The organism is Enterovibrio norvegicus FF-33 (assembly GCF_000286835.2).
In the GTDB taxonomy this organism is placed as follows: Bacteria; Pseudomonadota; Gammaproteobacteria; order Enterobacterales; family Vibrionaceae; genus Enterovibrio; species Enterovibrio norvegicus_A.
On sequence record NZ_AJYD02000013.1, the window covers coordinates 270,508 to 289,564 of the forward strand.

At 48.7% G+C, this 19,057-nt stretch carries 15 protein-coding genes; 10 read left to right on the plus strand and 5 right to left on the minus strand.

The window, feature by feature from the left end:
- Positions 1 to 22: 22 nt before the first annotated feature.
- The 3 genes from guaB to A1OO_RS03560 all read left to right on the plus strand — a co-directional run bounded on the left by guaB (position 23) and on the right by A1OO_RS03560 (position 5,067).
- Positions 23 to 1,489 carry an IMP dehydrogenase gene (guaB, locus tag A1OO_RS03550; RefSeq protein WP_016960907.1) on the plus strand — a complete coding sequence of 489 codons (1,467 nt, stop codon included), beginning with the start codon at positions 23 to 25 and terminating at the stop codon, positions 1,487 to 1,489.
- Positions 1,490 to 1,554: 65 nt separating this feature from the next.
- Complete coding sequence (guaA, locus tag A1OO_RS03555) at positions 1,555 to 3,132, plus strand: glutamine-hydrolyzing GMP synthase (RefSeq protein ID WP_016960908.1); 1,578 nt, start codon at positions 1,555 to 1,557, stop codon at positions 3,130 to 3,132.
- A gap of 375 nt (positions 3,133 to 3,507) precedes the next feature.
- Positions 3,508 to 5,067 (plus strand): AbgT family transporter, encoded by a 1,560-nt coding sequence (locus tag A1OO_RS03560; protein ID WP_016960909.1) that lies wholly within the window; start codon positions 3,508 to 3,510, stop codon positions 5,065 to 5,067.
- A 204-nt stretch (positions 5,068 to 5,271) separates the two neighbouring features.
- Here the strand turns inward: A1OO_RS03560 and fghA are convergent, their stop codons facing one another.
- Both fghA and A1OO_RS03570 read right to left on the minus strand, forming a co-directional pair.
- Positions 5,272 to 6,117 carry an S-formylglutathione hydrolase gene (fghA, locus tag A1OO_RS03565; RefSeq protein ID WP_016960910.1) on the minus strand — a complete coding sequence of 282 codons (846 nt, stop codon included), beginning with the start codon at positions 6,115 to 6,117 and terminating at the stop codon, positions 5,272 to 5,274.
- Between the two features lie 58 nt (positions 6,118 to 6,175).
- Entirely contained in the window at positions 6,176 to 7,306 is a 1,131-nt protein-coding gene (locus tag A1OO_RS03570; protein WP_017004669.1) for an S-(hydroxymethyl)glutathione dehydrogenase/class III alcohol dehydrogenase, read from the minus strand.
- 171 nt (positions 7,307 to 7,477) lie between these two features.
- On the opposite strand from A1OO_RS03570, the gene A1OO_RS03575 reads away from it, so the two are divergent.
- A complete protein-coding gene (locus A1OO_RS03575) occupies positions 7,478 to 8,410 on the plus strand; it encodes a LysR family transcriptional regulator (protein WP_017004670.1) in 933 nt (310 codons plus the stop codon).
- A gap of 4 nt (positions 8,411 to 8,414) precedes the next feature.
- Complete coding sequence (gene tadA / locus A1OO_RS03580) at positions 8,415 to 8,936, plus strand: tRNA adenosine(34) deaminase TadA (protein ID WP_016960913.1); 522 nt, start codon at positions 8,415 to 8,417, stop codon at positions 8,934 to 8,936.
- A gap of 16 nt (positions 8,937 to 8,952) precedes the next feature.
- Here the strand turns inward: tadA and A1OO_RS23520 are convergent, their stop codons facing one another.
- Complete coding sequence (locus A1OO_RS23520; protein ID WP_016960914.1) at positions 8,953 to 9,114, minus strand: hypothetical protein; 162 nt, start codon at positions 9,112 to 9,114, stop codon at positions 8,953 to 8,955.
- 109 nt (positions 9,115 to 9,223) lie between these two features.
- The gene (gene mltF, locus A1OO_RS03585; protein ID WP_016960915.1) at positions 9,224 to 10,705 is read right to left on the minus strand and encodes a membrane-bound lytic murein transglycosylase MltF; all 1,482 of its coding nucleotides are present in this window, start codon (positions 10,703 to 10,705) and stop codon (positions 9,224 to 9,226) included.
- Between the two features lie 370 nt (positions 10,706 to 11,075).
- Here mltF and purL point away from each other — a divergent pair, with 370 nt between their 5' ends.
- The 3 genes from purL (at position 11,076) to glnB (ending at position 16,006) form a co-directional block, all read left to right on the plus strand.
- Positions 11,076 to 14,984, plus strand: coding sequence for a phosphoribosylformylglycinamidine synthase (gene purL, locus A1OO_RS03590; protein ID WP_017004672.1), 3,909 nt, complete (start codon positions 11,076 to 11,078; stop codon positions 14,982 to 14,984).
- A 132-nt stretch (positions 14,985 to 15,116) separates the two neighbouring features.
- Complete coding sequence (locus A1OO_RS03595; protein WP_017004673.1) at positions 15,117 to 15,554, plus strand: GNAT family N-acetyltransferase; 438 nt, start codon at positions 15,117 to 15,119, stop codon at positions 15,552 to 15,554.
- Positions 15,555 to 15,667: 113 nt separating this feature from the next.
- Positions 15,668 to 16,006 (plus strand): nitrogen regulatory protein P-II, encoded by a 339-nt coding sequence (gene glnB / locus A1OO_RS03600; RefSeq protein WP_016960918.1) that lies wholly within the window; start codon positions 15,668 to 15,670, stop codon positions 16,004 to 16,006.
- 127 nt (positions 16,007 to 16,133) lie between these two features.
- Here the strand turns inward: glnB and A1OO_RS03605 are convergent, their stop codons facing one another.
- The gene (locus A1OO_RS03605) at positions 16,134 to 16,703 is read right to left on the minus strand and encodes a YitT family protein (RefSeq protein ID WP_371732997.1); all 570 of its coding nucleotides are present in this window, start codon (positions 16,701 to 16,703) and stop codon (positions 16,134 to 16,136) included.
- A 531-nt stretch (positions 16,704 to 17,234) separates the two neighbouring features.
- Here A1OO_RS03605 and glyA point away from each other — a divergent pair.
- Together glyA and nrdR are read left to right on the plus strand one after the other, a co-directional pair.
- Positions 17,235 to 18,485 carry a serine hydroxymethyltransferase gene (gene glyA / locus A1OO_RS03610; protein WP_017004674.1) on the plus strand — a complete coding sequence of 417 codons (1,251 nt, stop codon included), beginning with the start codon at positions 17,235 to 17,237 and terminating at the stop codon, positions 18,483 to 18,485.
- A 119-nt stretch (positions 18,486 to 18,604) separates the two neighbouring features.
- Positions 18,605 to 19,054 (plus strand): transcriptional regulator NrdR, encoded by a 450-nt coding sequence (nrdR, locus tag A1OO_RS03615; RefSeq protein WP_016959727.1) that lies wholly within the window; start codon positions 18,605 to 18,607, stop codon positions 19,052 to 19,054.
- Positions 19,055 to 19,057 lie beyond the last annotated feature (3 nt).

The following is a 19,057-nucleotide window of genomic DNA, read 5'->3' on the forward strand; positions in this document are numbered from 1 at the left end:
ACTTTTGGCGTGAGATATTGCAATGTTACGAATAGCTAAAGAAGCACTAACTTTTGATGATGTATTGCTGGTTCCAGCACATTCCACAGTTCTTCCAAACACTGCCGACTTACGTACTCAACTGACGAAAACTATTTCTCTGAATATCCCTCTGATCTCAGCGGCGATGGACACAGTGACAGAAGCCCGTCTCGCGATTGCGTTAGCTCAAGAAGGCGGTATCGGATTCATCCACAAAAACATGACTATCGAACAACAAGCAGAACAAGTTCGCTTGGTGAAAATTTTCGAAGCAGGTGTGGTCTCCAACCCCGTCACTGTTACCCCAAATCAAACCATTGCAGATGTGAAAATGCTGACTGAGCGTAATGGCTTTGCAGGTTTCCCTGTTGTGACTGAGAGCAATGAGCTTGTTGGTATCATCACTGGCCGTGATGTTCGCTTTGTTATCGACCTTAGCCTGAAAGTGGCTGATGTGATGACACCAAAAGATCGTCTGGCAACAGTGAAAGAAGGCGCAAGCCCTGAAGAAGTGCAAAAGCTGATGCAACAATTCCGTGTCGAGAAAGTGTTGGTTGTGAATGATGACCACCATCTCAGCGGTATGATCACAGCAAAAGATTTCCAAAAAGCAGAACGCAAACCCAACGCGTGTAAAGACGAAAAAGGTCGTCTACGTGTAGGTGCAGCTGTTGGCGCGGGTGCTGGCAACGAAGAACGCGTTGCGGCACTGGTTGAAGCCGGTGTTGATGTGTTGCTTATCGATTCTTCTCACGGTCATTCTGAAGGTGTTCTTCAGCGTATTCGTGAAACACGTGCGGCATTCCCTGATCTGCAAATCATTGGCGGTAACGTCGCAACCGGTTCTGGTGCAAAAGCGCTGATCGAAGCGGGCGTCAACGCAGTAAAAGTCGGTATCGGCCCGGGTTCAATTTGTACTACGCGCATCGTGACCGGTGTGGGTGTGCCACAAATCACTGCGATTTCTGACGCAGTTGAAGTGGCTGACCAATACGGCATCCCTGTCGTTGCTGACGGCGGTATTCGTTTCTCTGGTGACATGTGTAAGGCAATTGTCGCTGGTGCATCGTGTGTAATGGTTGGCTCAATGCTAGCGGGTACTGAAGAGTCTCCGGGTGAAGTTGAGCTGTATCAAGGTCGCTCTTACAAGTCTTACCGTGGCATGGGTTCATTGGGTGCCATGTCTAAAGGGTCATCTGACCGCTACTTCCAGACAGATAACGCTGCCGACAAGCTTGTACCTGAAGGCATTGAAGGCCGCGTGGCTTACAAAGGCCGTCTGAAAGAAATTATTCACCAGCAAATGGGTGGTTTGCGCTCGTGCATGGGCCTAACGGGTTCTGCAACGGTTGATGCTCTGCGCACAAAAGCAGAATTCGTTCGTATCACAGGTGCAGGCATGACTGAATCGCACGCACATGATGTGACGATCACGAAAGAAGCGCCAAACTACCGTACTGGGCAGTAATCCTTTTTTTACAAATACCAAGGGGCGTTGCCCCTTGAATCGCTGACATTTTGAGACAAGCTGAAATGACTAAAAATATTCACGACCAACGTATTCTGATCCTCGACTTCGGCTCACAGTACACGCAGCTTATTGCACGTCGTATCCGTGAAATCGGTGTGTATTGCGAATTGTGGGGCTGGGACGTCGATGAGCAGGATATTCGTGACTTCAACCCAGATGGCATCATCCTTTCTGGTGGCCCTGAAAGTGTGACGGAAGCAGGTTCTCCTCGTGCACCGGAATATGTGTTCACCGCTGGTGTGCCTGTTTTGGGTGTGTGCTACGGCATGCAAACCATGTCCGCGCAACTTGGCGGTAAAGTTTCAGGATCAACGGAACGCGAATTCGGCTACGCAAAAGTGACTCTCGACAATGCGGGTAGCCTGTTTGAAGGTATCGAAGATTCTATCAACGAAGAAGGCTTAGGCATTCTTGATGTATGGATGAGCCACGGTGACAAAGTGGTCGAGATCCCAGCTGACTTCGTGAAAGTGGCGTCAACCGATACTTGCCCATTCGCGGCAATGGCCAATGAAGAGAAGCGTTTCTATGGTGTGCAATTCCACCCAGAAGTGACACACACTCGTCAAGGTCATCGCATGCTTGAGCGTTTCGTTCTCGACATTTGTGGTTGTGAGCGTCTTTGGACGTCAGCATCGATCATTGAAAACGCCATTGAAAGCATCAAAGAGCAAGTGGGTGATGACGAAGTGATCCTAGGCCTGTCAGGCGGTGTGGATTCTTCTGTTGTTGCTATGCTTATTCACCGCGCGATCGGTGACAAGTTAACGTGCGTATTTGTTGATAATGGTCTGCTACGTCTTAATGAAGGCGAGCAAGTTATGGACATGTTTGGCGATCATTTCGGATTGAACATCGTTCATGTGAAAGCGGAGCAACGTTTCCTTTCTGCACTTGAAGGCATAGCTGATCCAGAAGCTAAGCGTAAGAAAATTGGCCACGTGTTTATTGATGTATTCGATGAAGAATCGAAGAAGTTAGAAAACGCGAAGTGGTTGGCGCAAGGCACTATCTATCCTGACGTGATCGAATCTGCCGCATCGAAGACGGGTAAAGCACACGTGATCAAATCTCACCATAACGTTGGCGGTCTGCCAGACGACATGGAAATGGGATTGGTTGAGCCGCTTAAAGAGCTGTTCAAGGATGAAGTGCGTAAGATTGGTCTTGAGCTTGGCCTGCCTTACAACATGCTTTACCGCCACCCGTTCCCAGGTCCAGGCCTTGGTGTTCGTGTGTTGGGTGAAGTGAAAAAAGAGTACTGTGATTTGCTACGTCGTGCTGATGCTATCTTCATTGAAGAATTGCACAATGCAGACTTGTATAACAAAGTGTCTCAAGCCTTCACGGTATTCCTACCAGTGCGCTCAGTGGGCGTAATGGGCGATGGCCGTAAATACGATTGGGTTGTTTCTCTGCGTGCTGTTGAAACCATCGATTTCATGACTGCACATTGGGCACATCTGCCTTACGATTTCTTGGGTAAGGTATCAAACCGTATCATCAATGAAGTCGACGGCATCAGCCGTGTGGTTTATGACATTTCTGGTAAGCCACCTGCAACGATCGAGTGGGAATAATTCCTCTCTGATTAAAAGATGAAATAGAAAGACGAAAGGCACGCATTGCGTGCCTTTTTTGTGTCTAACTTTCTGTCATGCGCTCTCAATACCGTGACGCTGCGTGCCCTAACCTTGCCTAATACTCTTTCTTTCGTTCTGAAGTAACGATTTCTTTGGAATTGTTGCCGCTCAGGATTCACCTTGTATCCATTGTGTTTATTTGTTGTGTGAATATTGAATCAATCTTCTTTTTTTGTGAGTTAAATTGATATTTACCCCTGCCAAAAAAGAATTAAGTATGTATTTTATGCTGCTGAATAATGATGACGTCGTCTGAATCGAAAGATTCAGAATACACGATGCAAACACACACAATTAACCATGGAGCTTTACATGAGTAACCATGCTATGGACAACATTCCAGACGCGCCGATGAGCGCAATGGACAAGTTTCTCAATGGGATTGAGAAAGCAGGGAACAAAATCCCTGATCCAGCATTACTGTTCTTTTACGGGTTATTAATCGTATGGGGTCTGTCTGCCGTTCTTTCTCAGGTTGATTTTGGCCTGATACACCCAATCTCCGGCCAGACTGTAGAAATTAATAACTTGTTGACTGGCACTGCGCTAGCTAACTTCCTCGCTAACATGGTCACCACCTTCACTAGCTTTGCCCCTATGGGTATCGTGCTGGTGGCGATGTTGGGCGTTGGTGTTGCGGATGCTTCAGGTTTTATCACCACCGGCCTGAAGAAAATGCTGAACGTGACACCGAAGAAATTGCTGACGCCAGCATTGATCTTGGTGGCTATCGTTTCGCACACCGCAGCAGATGCGGGCTACGTTCTGGTTATCCCGCTGGGTGGCATCATCTTCCACGCGGCAGGTCGCCATCCTCTTGTGGGTATTGCGGCGGCATTTGCTGGTGTATCAGGCGGTTTCTCTGCGAACTTCATTCCTTCTGGTATCGACCCGCTTCTTGCCGGCTTTACTCAATCAGCGGCACAAGTACTTGATAAAGATTACTTGGTAAACCCACTGGCAAACATTTACTTCACCGGCTTGTCTTCGATTTTGATCGTGGCAATCGGTTGGTATGTGACTGAAAAAATCATCGAGCCGCGTCTAAGCAAATTGCCTATTGATGACGATGCCGAGAAAGCCCCTGATCTGGGTAGCTTCACCGACATTGAAAGCAAGGCGTTCAATCGCGCAAGCTTTGCGATGCTGGCGGGTATTGCGCTACTAGTTTTTGCGCTTATTCCTGAAACATCAGCACTGCGTTCACCAGAAGGTGAGTTAACTGCATTCTCTGCACCGTTGATGAAGTCAATTGTACCGCTGATCTTTATTCTTTTCGTCATTCCTGGTGTGGTATATGGCCGCGTAGCAGGGACGTTCAAGAAGCAAGGCGACATCATTGTGGCAATGAGCCAGACCATGTCTACCATGGGTAGCTACTTGGTCATGTCATTCTTCTGTGCGCAGTTCCTTGCCGCATTCAGCCAATCAAACATTGGTACATTGTTGGCGTTAGAAGGCGCAGAGCTTCTAAAAGCACTTAACATGCCAGGTCAAATGACAATTATTGGCATGATCTTACTGACGGCGTGTGTGAACCTGTTGATTGGCTCTGCTTCTGCGAAGTGGGCGTTGATTGGTCCAATCCTTGTGCCGATGTTGATGGCATTGGGTATTTCCCCTGAGCTTTCACAAGCAGGTTATCGTGTCGGTGACTCTGTCTCTAACATCATTTCTCCGTTGATGGTCTTCTTCCCATTAGTGGTGGTTTACTGTCAGCGTTACGTGAAGAACACTGGTATTGGTACCTTGGCTTCAATGATGATGCCTTACTCGATTGCTATGTTGATCGGCTGGAGTCTTTTCTTGCTGGCATACTGGGCATTGGGTATTCCATTGGGTATTCAAGCACCGTACACCTATCAGTTGTAGCCGAGTGAGCAATAAGCGACTTCGCTTTTTCTGATTGGTATGACGTTATAGGCGGCTGTTTTCGTCAGGGAATAGACCGCAATGTTGATGGTGTTGGTTAACTTCAACATTCCACTGGGCTTCTAATGAATACCGTTAGTTGCCCCGTCAGATAAAAAAAACCGGCCTCGGCCGGTTTTTTGTTTTCAAATGCTAGCTAGACATTCAGCCTTTGAGGTGCTGTGCGTGAAAGCGAAGATGATCATCAATGAAACTGGCAATAAAGTAATAGCTGTGGTCATAACCTTCCTGCATGCGAAGCTCTAACGGGTAACCCGCTTCTTCGGCTGCTTGCAGCAGATGGCCTGGTTTTAACTGATCATGCAAAAACTGATCGCCATCCCCTTGGTCAACCAACATTGGCACGTGTTTCTCCGCGGTTTTGATCAGAGCGCATGCATCATATTCCAGCCACGTCGACGTATCGTCACCTAAATAATTGGTAAAGGCTTTCTGTCCCCAAGGCACGACTGATGGATTAACGATAGGGCTGAATGCAGATACCGAGCGATAGGCATCACTGTTTTTCAGTGCAATGGTTAGTGCCCCATGTCCGCCCATGCTGTGGCCTGAGATAGCTTTCACATCGCTGACAGGGAAATGGCCTTCAATCACCGCAGGCAGTTCTTTCACCACGTAATCGTACATGTAGTAATAACGATTCCACGGTGCTTCGGTAGCGTTTAAATAAAACCCAGCGCCGACGCCAAAATCATACGCGCCATCGGGATCATCAGGAATATTGTCGCCACGCGGGCTGGTGTCAGCGGTGACAATCGCGATGCCTAATTCTGCCGCCAACTTGTGCGCGCCCGCTTTTTGCATGAAGTTTTCATCTGAGCAGGTTAAGCCTGATAGCCAATAGAGCACTGGCACTTTGTTTGATTCAGAAGCTTGCGGCGGAAGATAGATGGCGAATCGCATGTTGCAGTGCACAGTGCGAGAAGTGTGTGTGTATTGCTTGTGCCAACCGCCAAAGCTGCGATTGCTGCTGGTATTTTCAAGACTCATGTTGGGCTCCAGTGTGGGCGCACCATGAGTGCGCCCACGTTGTTGTCACCGTAAAGGGCTACTTGTCGAAGTGGATGACAGAACGAATACTCTTACCTTCGTGCATCAGGTCAAACGCCTCGTTAACGCCTTCCAAGCCCATGGTATGGGTAATGAAGTCATCAAGCTTGAACTCGCCAGCGAGGTAGCGATCAACAATTTCAGGCAGTTCTGAACGGCCTTTAACGCCACCGAATGCAGAGCCACGCCATACGCGGCCTGTCACCAATTGGAATGGGCGTGTTGAAATTTCTTGGCCTGCGCCTGCCACGCCGATGATCACCGACTCGCCCCAACCTTTGTGACAGCACTCGAGGGCTGAACGCATCACGTTGACGTTACCAATACATTCGAACGAAAAATCGACACCACCGTCGGTCATTTCCACGATCACATCTTGGATTGGCTTATCAAACTTGCTTGGGTTGATACAATCGGTTGCGCCTAGCTTCGTTGCCAGCTCGAACTTGCTTTCGTTCAAGTCGATACCAATAATGCGGCTAGCGCCCGCCATCGCAGCACCGATGATGGCAGATAGGCCAATACCACCCAGGCCGAAGATAGCAACGGTATCGCCTTTTTGTACTTTCGCTGTGTTAAGTACCGCGCCCATACCTGTTGTTACGCCACAGCCTAACAAACAGACTTCTTCGAGAGGGGCGTCTTTGTTCACTTTTGCTAGTGAGATTTCGGGTAACACGGTGTACTCAGAAAACGTTGAACAACCCATATAGTGGTAAATCGGCTGGCCATCTTTGTAAAAACGCGTGGTACCGTCTGGCATTAGTCCTTTGCCCTGGGTTTCGCGAATTTTCTGACACAGGTTGGTTTTACCGGACAGGCAGAATTTACATTCGCCACATTCTGGCGTGTAAAGCGGGATCACATGATCACCAACCTTAACACTGGTTACGCCTTCGCCAATTTGCTCGACGATACCGCCACCTTCATGTCCTAGGATCGCAGGGAAAATACCTTCTGGATCATCGCCTGACAGAGTGAATGCGTCTGTGTGGCATACGCCTGTTGCAACGATACGTACCAATACCTCACCGGCTTTAGGTAGCATGACATCAACTTCTTCTATGCTTAGCGGTTTGCCTGCTTCCCAAGCGACTGCTGCGCGAGATTTAATAAATTGTTCCGCCATTGACTCTGTCCTCTATGCATGTGATCAGTCCTTCTCGACTAACCGTAGGTCAAATTTGAAGGGATCATGTGTCCAATTGTGTGACAACCCCACTTTCATTACCTAGTCTAATTGTTTCGTTGGTATTGATAATCCATAATCCTAGCAATTAACTTTTACTGGTGTGTAACAATGGCGAATTGGCAGGGTGTTTCTGAATTTCTGGCAGTGGTTGAAACAGCAAGTTTTACCAAGGCGGCAAAAAGGCTGGGTATTTCGACGGCACACGTAAGCCGGCAAGTCGCCATGCTGGAAGAAAGGCTAAATACGCGATTGTTCTATCGAACGACTCGCCGAGTGTCGACGACTGAAGAAGGTGATGTCTATTACCAGCACTGTCGTATGGTCGCTGATGCGCTAAAAGAAGCGGAAAGTGCCGTGACACAATTGCAAGAAACTCCTAATGGTCATATCAAACTGACCGCACCTGTCACTTACGGGGAAAAAGTGGTCATGCCGTTGATTCTCGATTTTATGGACAGGTACCCTGAAATCCATGTTGATATCGACCTGACCAATACGCCGCTTGATTTGATTGACTCTGGTTGTGACTTTGCACTGCGATTGGGGCGACTGACGGACTCCTCCATGGTATGTAAGCGTCTCGCAACCCGTAAATTAATTGTCTGTGGTGCGCCAGAATTTCTCTCTAAATTTGGCACACCTCATACCTTGTCGGAACTACCGCATTTTAATTGCCTGCGCGGACAGCATGATTACTGGCGTTTTCGTGAGAGTGGCAAAGAGTGCACGGTGCGCGTTAAGGGCAGCCTGCGTTGCAACAGTGGTGTGGGCTTGGTTGATGCCGCCAAGCGCGGGATGGGGCTGGTTCAATTGCCTGATTATTACATTGATGAAGCGTTGGCATCGGGCGAGTTGGTTCGCGTGCTGAATGCGTATCAAGATATGGAAGAGGGGATATGGGCGTTGTTCCCTCATCGTCGCTTGCAATCATTACGGGTGAAATTGCTGGTGGATTTTTTGGCTGACGGTTTAGCAAACGGAGCGAGATCAACCGCTACACAGAATGATATACTGCGCGCTGCAACATCCTCAGGCAGATAGCACAGTGACTCAAAACGAATTAGATCAGCAATTTATGCAGCATGCGATGACATTAGCTGCCAAAGCGGAAGCCGAAGGTGAGGTGCCAGTTGGTGCACTCGTGGTACTTAACGGCGAAGTGATTGGTGAGGGGTGGAACCGTCTTATCGGTCAACATGATGCCACGGCGCATGCTGAAATGATGGCTCTTCGTCAAGCGGGTAAGGTGCTACAAAACTACAGACTGTTAGACGCTGTGTTGTATGTGACCTTAGAACCGTGCCCAATGTGTGCGAGTGCGATGGTGCATAGTCGCGTTGGAAGGGTCGTGTATGGTGCGCCGGATTACAAAACAGGCGCGGCGGGAAGTGTGATGAACTTACTGAGCTACGACGGTGTTAACCACCATGTTGCTTATCAAGGTGGGGTGATGGAAGAGGAGTGTCGGGCGCAGTTACAAGCCTTTTTCCGTCGTCGTCGCGCGGAGAAAAAAGCCGACAGAGATGCACGTAAGCGTATTAACGACTCAGCGCAAGACCTAGAGTAAGCGACGCTTTGCCGAATTAGAAACTCTCGTCCATCATGGCAAATTCTCGAATGGCAAAGGTGCGTTGACGCCACAATACTTTTTTCAGGTTAACGTTGCGCATGCGCTTACGTCGGTTTGATGCTGAGCTTGAGTTACGTGCAAAAGTGGACTGCGTTTTTCGTTTGTTAGCAAACATAGTTTCAGTTCCTATTTAGACAAAAACGCAGCCAGTGCTGCGTTTTTGTTGTCTCTGACACCTAGGTTATAACCTGCCATTGTGAACACACTATGACAAGAGGGAGCCCCTATTTGTCATTGGCTTCTTTTGCTGGGCTCTCTTCTGAGACAGGCTCAATCACATCGGTTTGTGTTAATGCTTCCACCTCATCGGGCGAAGTCTCAATATTGATCGTCTGCAATCCATCAAGATTATCCGTAAGATCTGCACCAATTGCCTGCGCTTTATCCTGCTCATAGCCAACAATACTTTGATAATAACGGCGAATGTTTTCAACGTAACTCAAGGCTTCATAACCTCGGGCGTAACCATAACGCGTTTGTTTGTGGTACTGGCGTTTAGCAAGCAATGGTAAGCGCTGTTTCACATCAGCCCATGAATCAGGGTTGCCGCCTTGTGATTTCGTCAATCGACGCGCATCCATCATGTGGCCAAATCCGATGTTATAGGATGCCAGTGCGTACCAGATTTTTTCATTTTCGTTGACGCTGTCTGGTACTCGTTGCAGCATTTTATAGAGATATTCAGCGCCGCCACGAATGCTTTGCTCCGGATCAAGACGGTTTTTCACACCGACTGATTTTGCCGTGGGTAACGTCAGCATCATCATGCCGCGAACACCGGTGGGTGAAACAGCGCGTGGATTCCAGTGTGATTCTTGATAGGACAGTGCAGCCAGCATTCGCCAATCAAACTGATCCGCGTATTTTTTAAATAACGGCTCCCACTTCGGCAGTTTACTGTCAATAGCGCGCAAAAAGGCGCGAGTATCGACGTAATCAAAACTGTCGACATGGCCAAAGTACTTTTCTTCTAGCGCTGCTAATTCACCGCTTTGTGTTTTTTTGCCGAAGAACTCAATCATCAAAGCGTAAACGCTGTCATCTTGTGATTTTTTCATGAACCAAGCGACGGGTTCGTCTTCTGTCAGCTCCAATGCAACAGTAATAGCGGGGTGAATGCGCTGAATCAACGCAATGTCGACGGAATCGGCAATGGTGAAGTCCAATTGGCCATCCGCCACTTGTTTCAGCAATTCGTCGTCATCGGTGTCTTTAACACTTTCCCAGATCATTTCTGGAAATTCACGTTGTATGGCTTGCAGTGTCAAGGCATGACTGGAATCTTCAACCACGGCAATGCGTGCACCATCTTTGTTCAGCTCTGACAGGTTTCGCGGACGCCAGTGCCCTTTTTTGTAGACCAATTGCTGGCTGACATAATAGTAAGCAGGACCTGGGCGAAAATGGTCAAGGCGATCTTTGGTAATCGTTAGTCCAGCAGCAATGATATCGACGTCGCCACGCTCTAACGCTGGAAAAAGACCTGAAAGGGTGTAAGCAGGCTGCATTTCCAGTTTCACACCAAGACTTTGTGCGAATTGCGAGGCAAGTTCTAAGTCGAGCCCTGTTGGGCCGTCTGGGCCAATGTAATAGGAAAGTTGATTGTTCAGTGTCCCTACGCGAAGTACGCCACTGTCACGAATTTTGTCTAGTTCAGTTCTGTCATCGTATTTCCATTCACAACCGGAAAGAAACAGCACTAACATTGTGCCAACAAGCAGTTGATAGATTCGTTTTATAGCATTCGCGTTCAAAAAGTTATGCTCACTCTTTATTGATTACCGACTGTTATATCAAAGGTGGCATCCCGCATAAAGTGAAGCTGGATGGGTACCTTAGTTTAGACGCAGAATAATGACAGTCATCGTCGAGGAAAAAAAGTTGCGCAAACGGTTGCGTCAAGTGTTACGTCGCCCACATTTTTACCCTATAATAGCGCCCCGAACACTAGGAGATACCCTAGCAGCAAGAACAGAAGTGATATCGACGTAGCTTTCCCATTTATGTTACGACATAAAACTCATGGGGTTAGGCCAATATCACTTTAATTCACCGCTAACCGAGAGACGTACGCACATGGAAATTTTGCGTGGTTCCCCCGCTCTGTCCGAATTCCGAGTCAATAAACTGATAGAAAGCTGTCAGGCGAATGACTTGCCTGTGACTGGCCTCTATGCCGAGTATATCCACTTTGCTGATATCAGTACTCCCTTGAGTGCCGATGAGAAGCAAAAGCTGAATCGTCTGCTCACTTATGGGCCAACGATTGCTGAGCACGCGCCTACGGGCACCCTTATTCTTGTAACCCCTCGTCCTGGCACGATTTCTCCTTGGTCTTCAAAAGCGACTGACATCGCGCACAACTGCGGTCTAAATGCGATTAAACGCCTTGAGCGTGGCACGGCCTATTATGTTGAATTGGCATCTGAACTGTCTGTTGACCAACATAAAGTGTTGGCCGGTTTGCTCCATGACCGAATGATGGAAGTGGTATTTGCTGATATGGATGCGGCGTCAGCACTCTTTGCAGCAGCAACGCCAGCACCGATGAAAGCGGTAGATATCCTTTCTGCGGGTCGTGAAGCCTTGGAAGTGGCCAACGTGGAGTTGGGTCTTGCTTTGGCTGACGATGAAATCGATTATTTGGTGGAAAGCTTTACCAAGCTGGGTCGCAACCCTAACGATATCGAACTGATGATGTTTGCTCAGGCAAACTCAGAGCATTGTCGCCATAAAATATTCAATGCTGATTGGACTATTGACGGTGTGGATCAGGACAAGAGCCTGTTCAAGATGATCAAGAACACCTACGAGCATAACAACGACTATGTGTTATCTGCGTACAAAGATAACGCTGCTGTTATGGAAGGCTCAAGCGTAGGACGTTTTTTCCCGAACCCTGAATCACGTCAGTATGATTACCATCAGGAAGCGACACATATTCTGATGAAGGTGGAAACACATAACCACCCAACCGCTATTTCACCTTGGCCTGGCGCAGCGACGGGGTCAGGTGGTGAAATTCGCGATGAAGGCGCTACTGGTATCGGTGGTAAGCCAAAAGCAGGCTTGGTCGGTTTCTCCGTGTCCAACTTGCGTATCCCAGGTTTTGAACAACCTTGGGAAACAGATTTCGGCAAGCCTAGCCGTATCGTGAATGCGTTGGACATTATGCTAGAAGGCCCATTAGGTGGCGCGGCATTTAACAACGAATTTGGTCGTCCTAACCTATTGGGCTATTTCCGCACCTACGAAGAAAAAGTCACCTCGCACAACGGTGAAGAAGTCCGTGGTTACCACAAGCCGATCATGATTGCCGGTGGTATGGGTAACATTCGCGATGGGCATGTTCAGAAAAAAGAAATTCCAGTCGGCGCCAAGCTTATTGTACTTGGTGGCCCCGCCATGAACATTGGTTTGGGTGGTGGTGCAGCGTCTTCAATGGCCTCTGGCCAGTCAGCGGAAGATCTGGATTTTGCTTCTGTGCAGCGTGAAAACCCAGAAATGGAACGTCGTTGTCAGGAAGTGATTGACCGTTGTTGGCAGTTGGGTGACGACAACCCAATTGCGTTTATCCATGATGTGGGTGCGGGCGGTATTTCTAATGCCTTGCCTGAGCTTGTGGATGATGGCGAGCGTGGTGGTAAATTCCAATTGCGTAACGTGCCAAACGACGAGCCGGGCATGAGCCCGTTAGAAATTTGGTGTAACGAATCACAAGAACGTTATGTGATGGCGATAGCGCCAGAAAACATGGGCGTATTTGATGCGATTTGTCAGCGTGAACGTGCGCCATATGCGGTTGTCGGTGAAGCCACCGAAGCGCGTCATCTTGAGCTGGAAGACAGCCATTTCGATAATACGCCAATTGATATGCCGTTGGATGTTTTGCTGGGCAAACCCCCTAAAATGCACCGTGACGTGCAAACACAAAAAGTGGAAGGCAAAGCGATTGAACGTGCAGGCATCTCTGTCGAAGAAGCGTCACAGCGCGTACTGCGCTTGCCTTCGGTTGCCGAGAAAACCTTCCTGATCACCATTGGTGATCGCACGGTCACAGGTTTGGTTGCACGAGACCAGATGGTTGGCCCATGGCAGGTACCTGTGGCGAACTGTGCTGTCACGGCAGCAAGTTACGACACCTACCATGGTGAAGCCATGTCGATGGGTGAGCGTACGCCAGTGGCCTTGCTTGATTTCGCCGCTTCTGCACGCTTGGCGGTCGCGGAAGCGCTGACCAATATCGCGTGTGCGGATATTGGCGATTTGAAACGCATTAATCTGTCTGCAAACTGGATGGCTGCAGCAGGTCACCCGGGCGAAGACGCGGGTCTTTATGAAGCCGTGAAAGCGATTGGTGAAGAGCTGTGTCCCGCGCTTGATTTGACGATTCCAGTCGGTAAAGACTCCATGTCGATGAAGACCCGTTGGGAGCAAGATGGCGAGCAGAAAGAAAATACCTCTCCATTGTCACTGGTGATCACAGCCTTTGGCCGTGTGAACGATGTGCGTAAAACGGTGACGCCTCAGCTTCGTACTGATAAAGGTGACAGCGCGCTGGTGCTGGTTGATCTTGGTCAGGGTCAAAACCGCCTTGGTGCTACGGCACTGGCGCAAGTTTACAAACAATTGGGTGACAAGCCTGCTGACGTTGATAGCCCGGAGCTGCTAAAAGGCTTCTTCCTTGCCATGCAATCTTTGGTGCGTGACGAGAAGCTGTTGGCTTACCATGATCGCGGTGATGGTGGCTTGTATGTCACCTTGACGGAGATGGCGTTTGCGGGCCACACCGGCGTGGAAGTAGACATCAATACCTTGTCTGCCAATGAAGAGTGTGATGACGAACTGGCTGCATTGTTCAACGAAGAGTTGGGCGCAGTCGTTCAAGTCCGCACGGATGAATTAGATTCCGTACTTTCAACGCTGTCTGCGCATGGTTTGGAAAATTGCACTCACGTTATTGGTACGGTTATCGAAGACGATACGGTGCGTATTTGGAACGGTGATGCACTGTTGCTAGAACAAAATCGTACGGAACTTCGCGCTGTATGGGCGGAAACTACGTACCAGATGCAAGCAATGCGTGACAACCCAACGTGCGCACAACAAGAATTTGATGCCAAGAAAGACGTGACCGACCCAGGTTTGTCTGCGGCACTGACGTTTGATGTGAAAGAAGACATTGCCGCGCCGTTTATTGCGACAGGCGCGCGCCCTCAAATGGCGATTTTACGTGAGCAAGGCGTTAACTCTCATGTCGAAATGGCCGCCGCGTTTGACCGTGCAGGTTTTGATGCCAAAGACGTTCACATGAGCGATATTCTTGGCGGCAAGGTGTCATTGGACGGCTTTAACGGTCTGGTTGCCTGTGGCGGTTTCTCGTACGGTGACGTGCTGGGCGCGGGTGAAGGTTGGGCGAAGTCGATTTTGTTCAACGATGATGCACGCGACCAATTCGCGCGCTTCTTCCAACGCGGTGATTCTTTCTCGCTGGGCGTATGTAATGGTTGTCAGATGCTGTCTAACTTGCATGAGCTGATCCCCGGTGCGGATTTGTGGCCACGTTTTGTTCGCAACGAATCTGAGCGCTTTGAAGCGCGATTCAGTCTGGTAGAAGTGCAGGAAAGCCCATCCTTGTTCCTTGGTGGCATGGCCGGTTCTCGTATGCCGATTGCCGTTTCTCACGGTGAAGGTCGTGTGGAAGTGCGTGATGCCCAGCATCTTGCTGCTATTGAGCAATCAGGCACCATTGCACTGCGTTATTTGGATAACTTCGGTAAAGTGACGGAAAGCTACCCATCAAACCCGAATGGTTCGCCAAACGGTATCACAGGGTTAACCACCACTGACGGTCGTGTAACGATCATGATGCCTCACCCAGAGCGAGTGTTCCGTACCGTCGCTAACTCTTGGCACCCAGACAACTGGGGTGAAGACAGTGCATGGATGCGTATGTTCCGCAACGCACGTGTGACTTTGGGTTAGCAGTATCCAACGAGCAAAATATGCAAAACTTGTGACACAAGCCGCTACCTTCGGGTGGCGGCTTTTTTATCTGATTGCGTCCAGTATTGGCGAGAGGGTAAAGTGTTTCGGCAAAACATGGAGAGAAGAGCAATGGATAGTGCAATCAACTTAACGCTAATTCCGACAGGGCAAGCCCCTGACACCCTTCAAGCCCGTTTTCCTTCTTTGTTGTCATTGGTGGTTCCGTCAAACGACCTGGAGTTACCCATGCTGGTGGCAGAGAAAGACGGTGTGCCTGTTGCTGTGGCCGTGTTACAGCATGAAAAGCGCCACAACGGCATCATGGTAAGTGATGCGACTATTACGCTTCTTGAAGTGGACGAGGCTTCTCGCCTTCAGGGTATTGGTAAGGCGCTGTTGAATGCATTAGAAGCGTACGCCGCGACCGTGACTCATGAATTAAAAGTGGACTGTGGCGCTGTGATTGGTCGTAAGCCCATGCAGGCATTGTTAGCCCATTCTGGTTATCAACCGCCATTTGCTTGTGAAGAAGCCAAAACCACACAATGGAAGAAATCACTGGTTTAACCCACTCATTTTTTTGTGAAAGCTGCGCGAAGCCTTCGCAGTGGGGTTACAATTAATACATTGGCGCTAACGCTTGGCTAAAGCTTAAAGCGGGTATTTAAAGGGAATGCGAAATGAAAAAAATTGAAGCGATTATTAAACCGTTCAAACTGGACGATGTACGTGAAGCATTGGCGGAAGTCGGCATCACGGGTATGACCGTCTCGGAAGTAAAAGGTTTTGGTCGTCAAAAAGGCCACACTGAGCTGTATCGTGGTGCTGAATACATGGTGGATTTTCTCCCAAAAGTGAAATTAGAAATCGTTGTATCGGATGATGCAGCAGATCGGTGCGTCGACACCATTGTTGAAACCGCACAAACGGGCAAGATTGGCGACGGTAAAATCTTTGTCACTGAAGTGGAGCGCGTGGTGCGTATCCGTACCGGTGAAGAAGACGAAGAAGCGATTTAATCTACTTCTGTACTTCTGTACTTCTGTACCTTTGTACCTTTGCGCGTTAGCGCAATGCTCGAGACAAACAAAAAGACCGCCAGCTTGGCGGTCTTTTCTATTCTAGAGCCTATTTGAGGCCGTTCAGTCAATAGCACACGACGTAGCGATCAGGCCTGTGGTTCATGGTGAGCACAAGGTTCAGCACAACCGCGCCCAGCACCGAACAGGCCAGCAGCCACGGCGAAACAAAGAAGAATGATGCCAATAGAATGCCGAGATCAATGGCCATTTGTACATTACCGGCACGAATGCCGAATTTATCCTGACAAATAAGCGCCAGAACATTGAACCCGCCCAAGCTCGCATTGTGACGAAAGATCATCAGCATGCCGACACCCATCAATAACCCACCAATCAAGCCGCAATAGAGCGGTGACAGCCAGCCGATGGTAAATACATGAGAGATATGATCAACAATCAGCGAGACCATACCGCCCGCGAACACACTGCGTAAAGCGAATTGAGTGCCAAATCGTCGCCAGCCCATGATGTAAAAAGGGATGTTGAATAAAAAGTACAGCGTACCAAAAGACAGATCGACGAATTGCGTAACAAGCAGGGCAAGACCTGTTGTTCCACCTGTGAGTAGCCCTGCTTGCTGAAGAAAGTACACACCTTGGGCGACAAGAAAAGTGCCAGACAAAATGGCGATCATATCTTCAATGGTGGTATGTTTGGGCTGTGGGATCAACGTTTCAACTCCTTAGAAAACGGCTAATTCACGTGTCGTGAATGAATGCGAAAATGACGCAACGACATGCAAAATAAATCAAAAAGCAGGGCATCTTAAAGACTATGCAATACGTAGAAAAGAGGACGGGCAAATTTGGCGCCTCACAAGTGTCAGCGCCTTGTTACGCACTGTAAAGATCAAAGGTTTACACACGGTTGTTTTGGTCAAAATGAATTCAATTCATGACTAGAATGAAAAATGACCATGTTTATTGATACAAAAAAAATGTGATTGCTACTACCTGTTGCGCAACAAATTTTGTAGAATCGCAGCGATAGGATGGTCATGACGAAAACGTTTGCGTCTACGCGGATACTGACGTTGTTGAATTGACAGTCATCTATCCATTGTGAGGTATTAACCAGGTTGACCTGATGCTTTGTTTCAACGAGTCATTCGGTCAGCTTGGTTACATTCGTTAGCCTAGGGAACAATCTGAGTCAGGAGATACAGATGCTAAAGCGTGACATGAATATTGCTGATTACGATCCGGAACTATTTACCGCGATCCAAGAAGAGACAGCACGTCAGGAAGAGCACATTGAGCTCATCGCGTCAGAAAACTACACCAGTCCTCGTGTTATGGAAGCGCAGGGTTCCCAGCTAACCAACAAGTACGCAGAAGGCTACCCAGGCAAGCGTTACTACGGCGGTTGTGAATATGTAGACAAAGCAGAAGCATTGGCGATTGATCGTGCTTGTGAGTTGTTTGGCGCAGAATACGCTAACGTACAGCCACACTCGGGTTCTCAAGCAAACAGCGCTGTGTACATGGCTCTGCTGAACCCAGGCGATACGGTTCTGGGCATGAGCTTGGCACACGGCGGTCACTTGACTCACGGTTCACCAGTAAACTTCTCTGGTAAGCACTACAATGTGATCCCTTACGGTATCGACGAAGCGGGTCAAATCAACTACGACGAAATGGAAGCGCTGGCGCTTGAGCACAAACCTAAGATGATCATCGGTGGTTTTTCTGCTTACTCACAAATCGTAGATTGGGCGCGTATGCGTGAAATCGCGGACAAGGCGGGTGCTTACCTGTTTGTTGATATGGCACACGTTGCAGGTTTGATCGCAGCTGACGCCTACCCAACACCCATCCCACACGCACATGTTGTGACCACCACCACGCACAAAACGTTGGCCGGTCCTCGCGGCGGTCTTATCCTGTCTAACGCAGGCGAAGACATGTACAAGAAGCTGAACTCAGCAGTATTCCCTGGTGGTCAGGGTGGCCCATTGATGCATGTTATCGCAGCAAAAGCGGTCGCATTCAAAGAAGCGATGGAGCCTGAGTTCAAAGCGTATCAACATCGTGTTGTTGCTAATGCAAAAGCCATGGTTGGTCAGTTCCAAGAGCGCGGTTATAAAATCGTCTCTAACAGCACTGAAAACCACCTGCTATTGGTTGACCTCATTGACAAAGACATCACCGGTAAAGAAGCCGACGCTGCTTTGGGTGCTGCGAACATTACTGTGAACAAAAACAGTGTGCCTAACGACCCACGTAGCCCGTTTGTGACTTCTGGTATCCGTGTTGGTACGCCTGCGATCACGCGTCGTGGCTTTACAGAAAGTGATGCTAAAGAATTGGCAAACTGGATGTGTGATGTGTTGGATAACATCAACGATCAGCAAGTGATTGAAGCGACAAAAGCGAAAGTGTTGGAAATCTGCAAACGCCTTCCTGTTTACGCGTAAGTTATGACTGATTGAAAAAGCACCTTCGGGTGCTTTTTTTGTGCCCGAAATTCCTTTAACACCGCTTACCCTTGCGATTAAATCGGGTACACTATTGGTTAATTGTTTGAGGAGGCGAGATGCACTGTCCATTTTGTGGTGCGAATGACACCAAAGTCATTGATTCACGATTGGTCGCAGACGGCCATCAGGTGCGTCGCCGTCGTCAGTGTTTGGCGTGTAGCGAACGTTATACGACGTTTGAAACAGCAGAACTGGTGATGCCGCGTATCATCAAAACCAATGGCAATAGAGAGCCTTTTGACGAAGATAAGCTGCGCGGTGGTATTCAGCGAGCACTTGAAAAACGTCCTGTCAGCACGGACGATATCGAAAAGGCCATCAACACCATAAAATCCACGATTCGAGCCACCGGTGAACGCGAAGTGTCGTCAACCATGGTAGGAAATTTGGTTATGGAGGCGCTGAAAGAGCTCGATAAAGTGGCTTATATCCGTTTTGCGTCTGTGTACCATAGCTTTGAAGACATCAGAGACTTCGGCGAAGAAATTGCTCGTCTGGAAAAGTAAGCG

What these genes read in the sequence shown, in the direction of transcription:
- guaB (WP_016960907.1), top strand. Translation starts at nt 23, where the DNA reads ATGTTACGAATAGCTAAAGAAGCACTAACTTTTGATGATGTATTGCTG.
- guaA (WP_016960908.1), top strand. Translation starts at nt 1,555, where the DNA reads ATGACTAAAAATATTCACGACCAACGTATTCTGATCCTCGACTTCGGC.
- A1OO_RS03560 (WP_016960909.1), top strand. Translation starts at nt 3,508, where the DNA reads ATGAGTAACCATGCTATGGACAACATTCCAGACGCGCCGATGAGCGCA.
- fghA (WP_016960910.1), bottom strand. Translation starts at nt 6,117, where the DNA reads ATGAGTCTTGAAAATACCAGCAGCAATCGCAGCTTTGGCGGTTGGCAC.
- A1OO_RS03570 (WP_017004669.1), bottom strand. Translation starts at nt 7,306, where the DNA reads ATGGCGGAACAATTTATTAAATCTCGCGCAGCAGTCGCTTGGGAAGCA.
- A1OO_RS03575 (WP_017004670.1), top strand. Translation starts at nt 7,478, where the DNA reads ATGGCGAATTGGCAGGGTGTTTCTGAATTTCTGGCAGTGGTTGAAACA.
- A1OO_RS23520 (WP_016960914.1), bottom strand. Translation starts at nt 9,114, where the DNA reads ATGTTTGCTAACAAACGAAAAACGCAGTCCACTTTTGCACGTAACTCA.
- mltF (WP_016960915.1), bottom strand. Translation starts at nt 10,705, where the DNA reads ATGTTAGTGCTGTTTCTTTCCGGTTGTGAATGGAAATACGATGACAGA.
- purL (WP_017004672.1), top strand. Translation starts at nt 11,076, where the DNA reads ATGGAAATTTTGCGTGGTTCCCCCGCTCTGTCCGAATTCCGAGTCAAT.
- A1OO_RS03595 (WP_017004673.1), top strand. Translation starts at nt 15,117, where the DNA reads ATGGATAGTGCAATCAACTTAACGCTAATTCCGACAGGGCAAGCCCCT.
- glnB (WP_016960918.1), top strand. Translation starts at nt 15,668, where the DNA reads ATGAAAAAAATTGAAGCGATTATTAAACCGTTCAAACTGGACGATGTA.
- A1OO_RS03605 (WP_371732997.1), bottom strand. Translation starts at nt 16,703, where the DNA reads ATGATCGCCATTTTGTCTGGCACTTTTCTTGTCGCCCAAGGTGTGTAC.
- glyA (WP_017004674.1), top strand. Translation starts at nt 17,235, where the DNA reads ATGCTAAAGCGTGACATGAATATTGCTGATTACGATCCGGAACTATTT.
- nrdR (WP_016959727.1), top strand. Translation starts at nt 18,605, where the DNA reads ATGCACTGTCCATTTTGTGGTGCGAATGACACCAAAGTCATTGATTCA.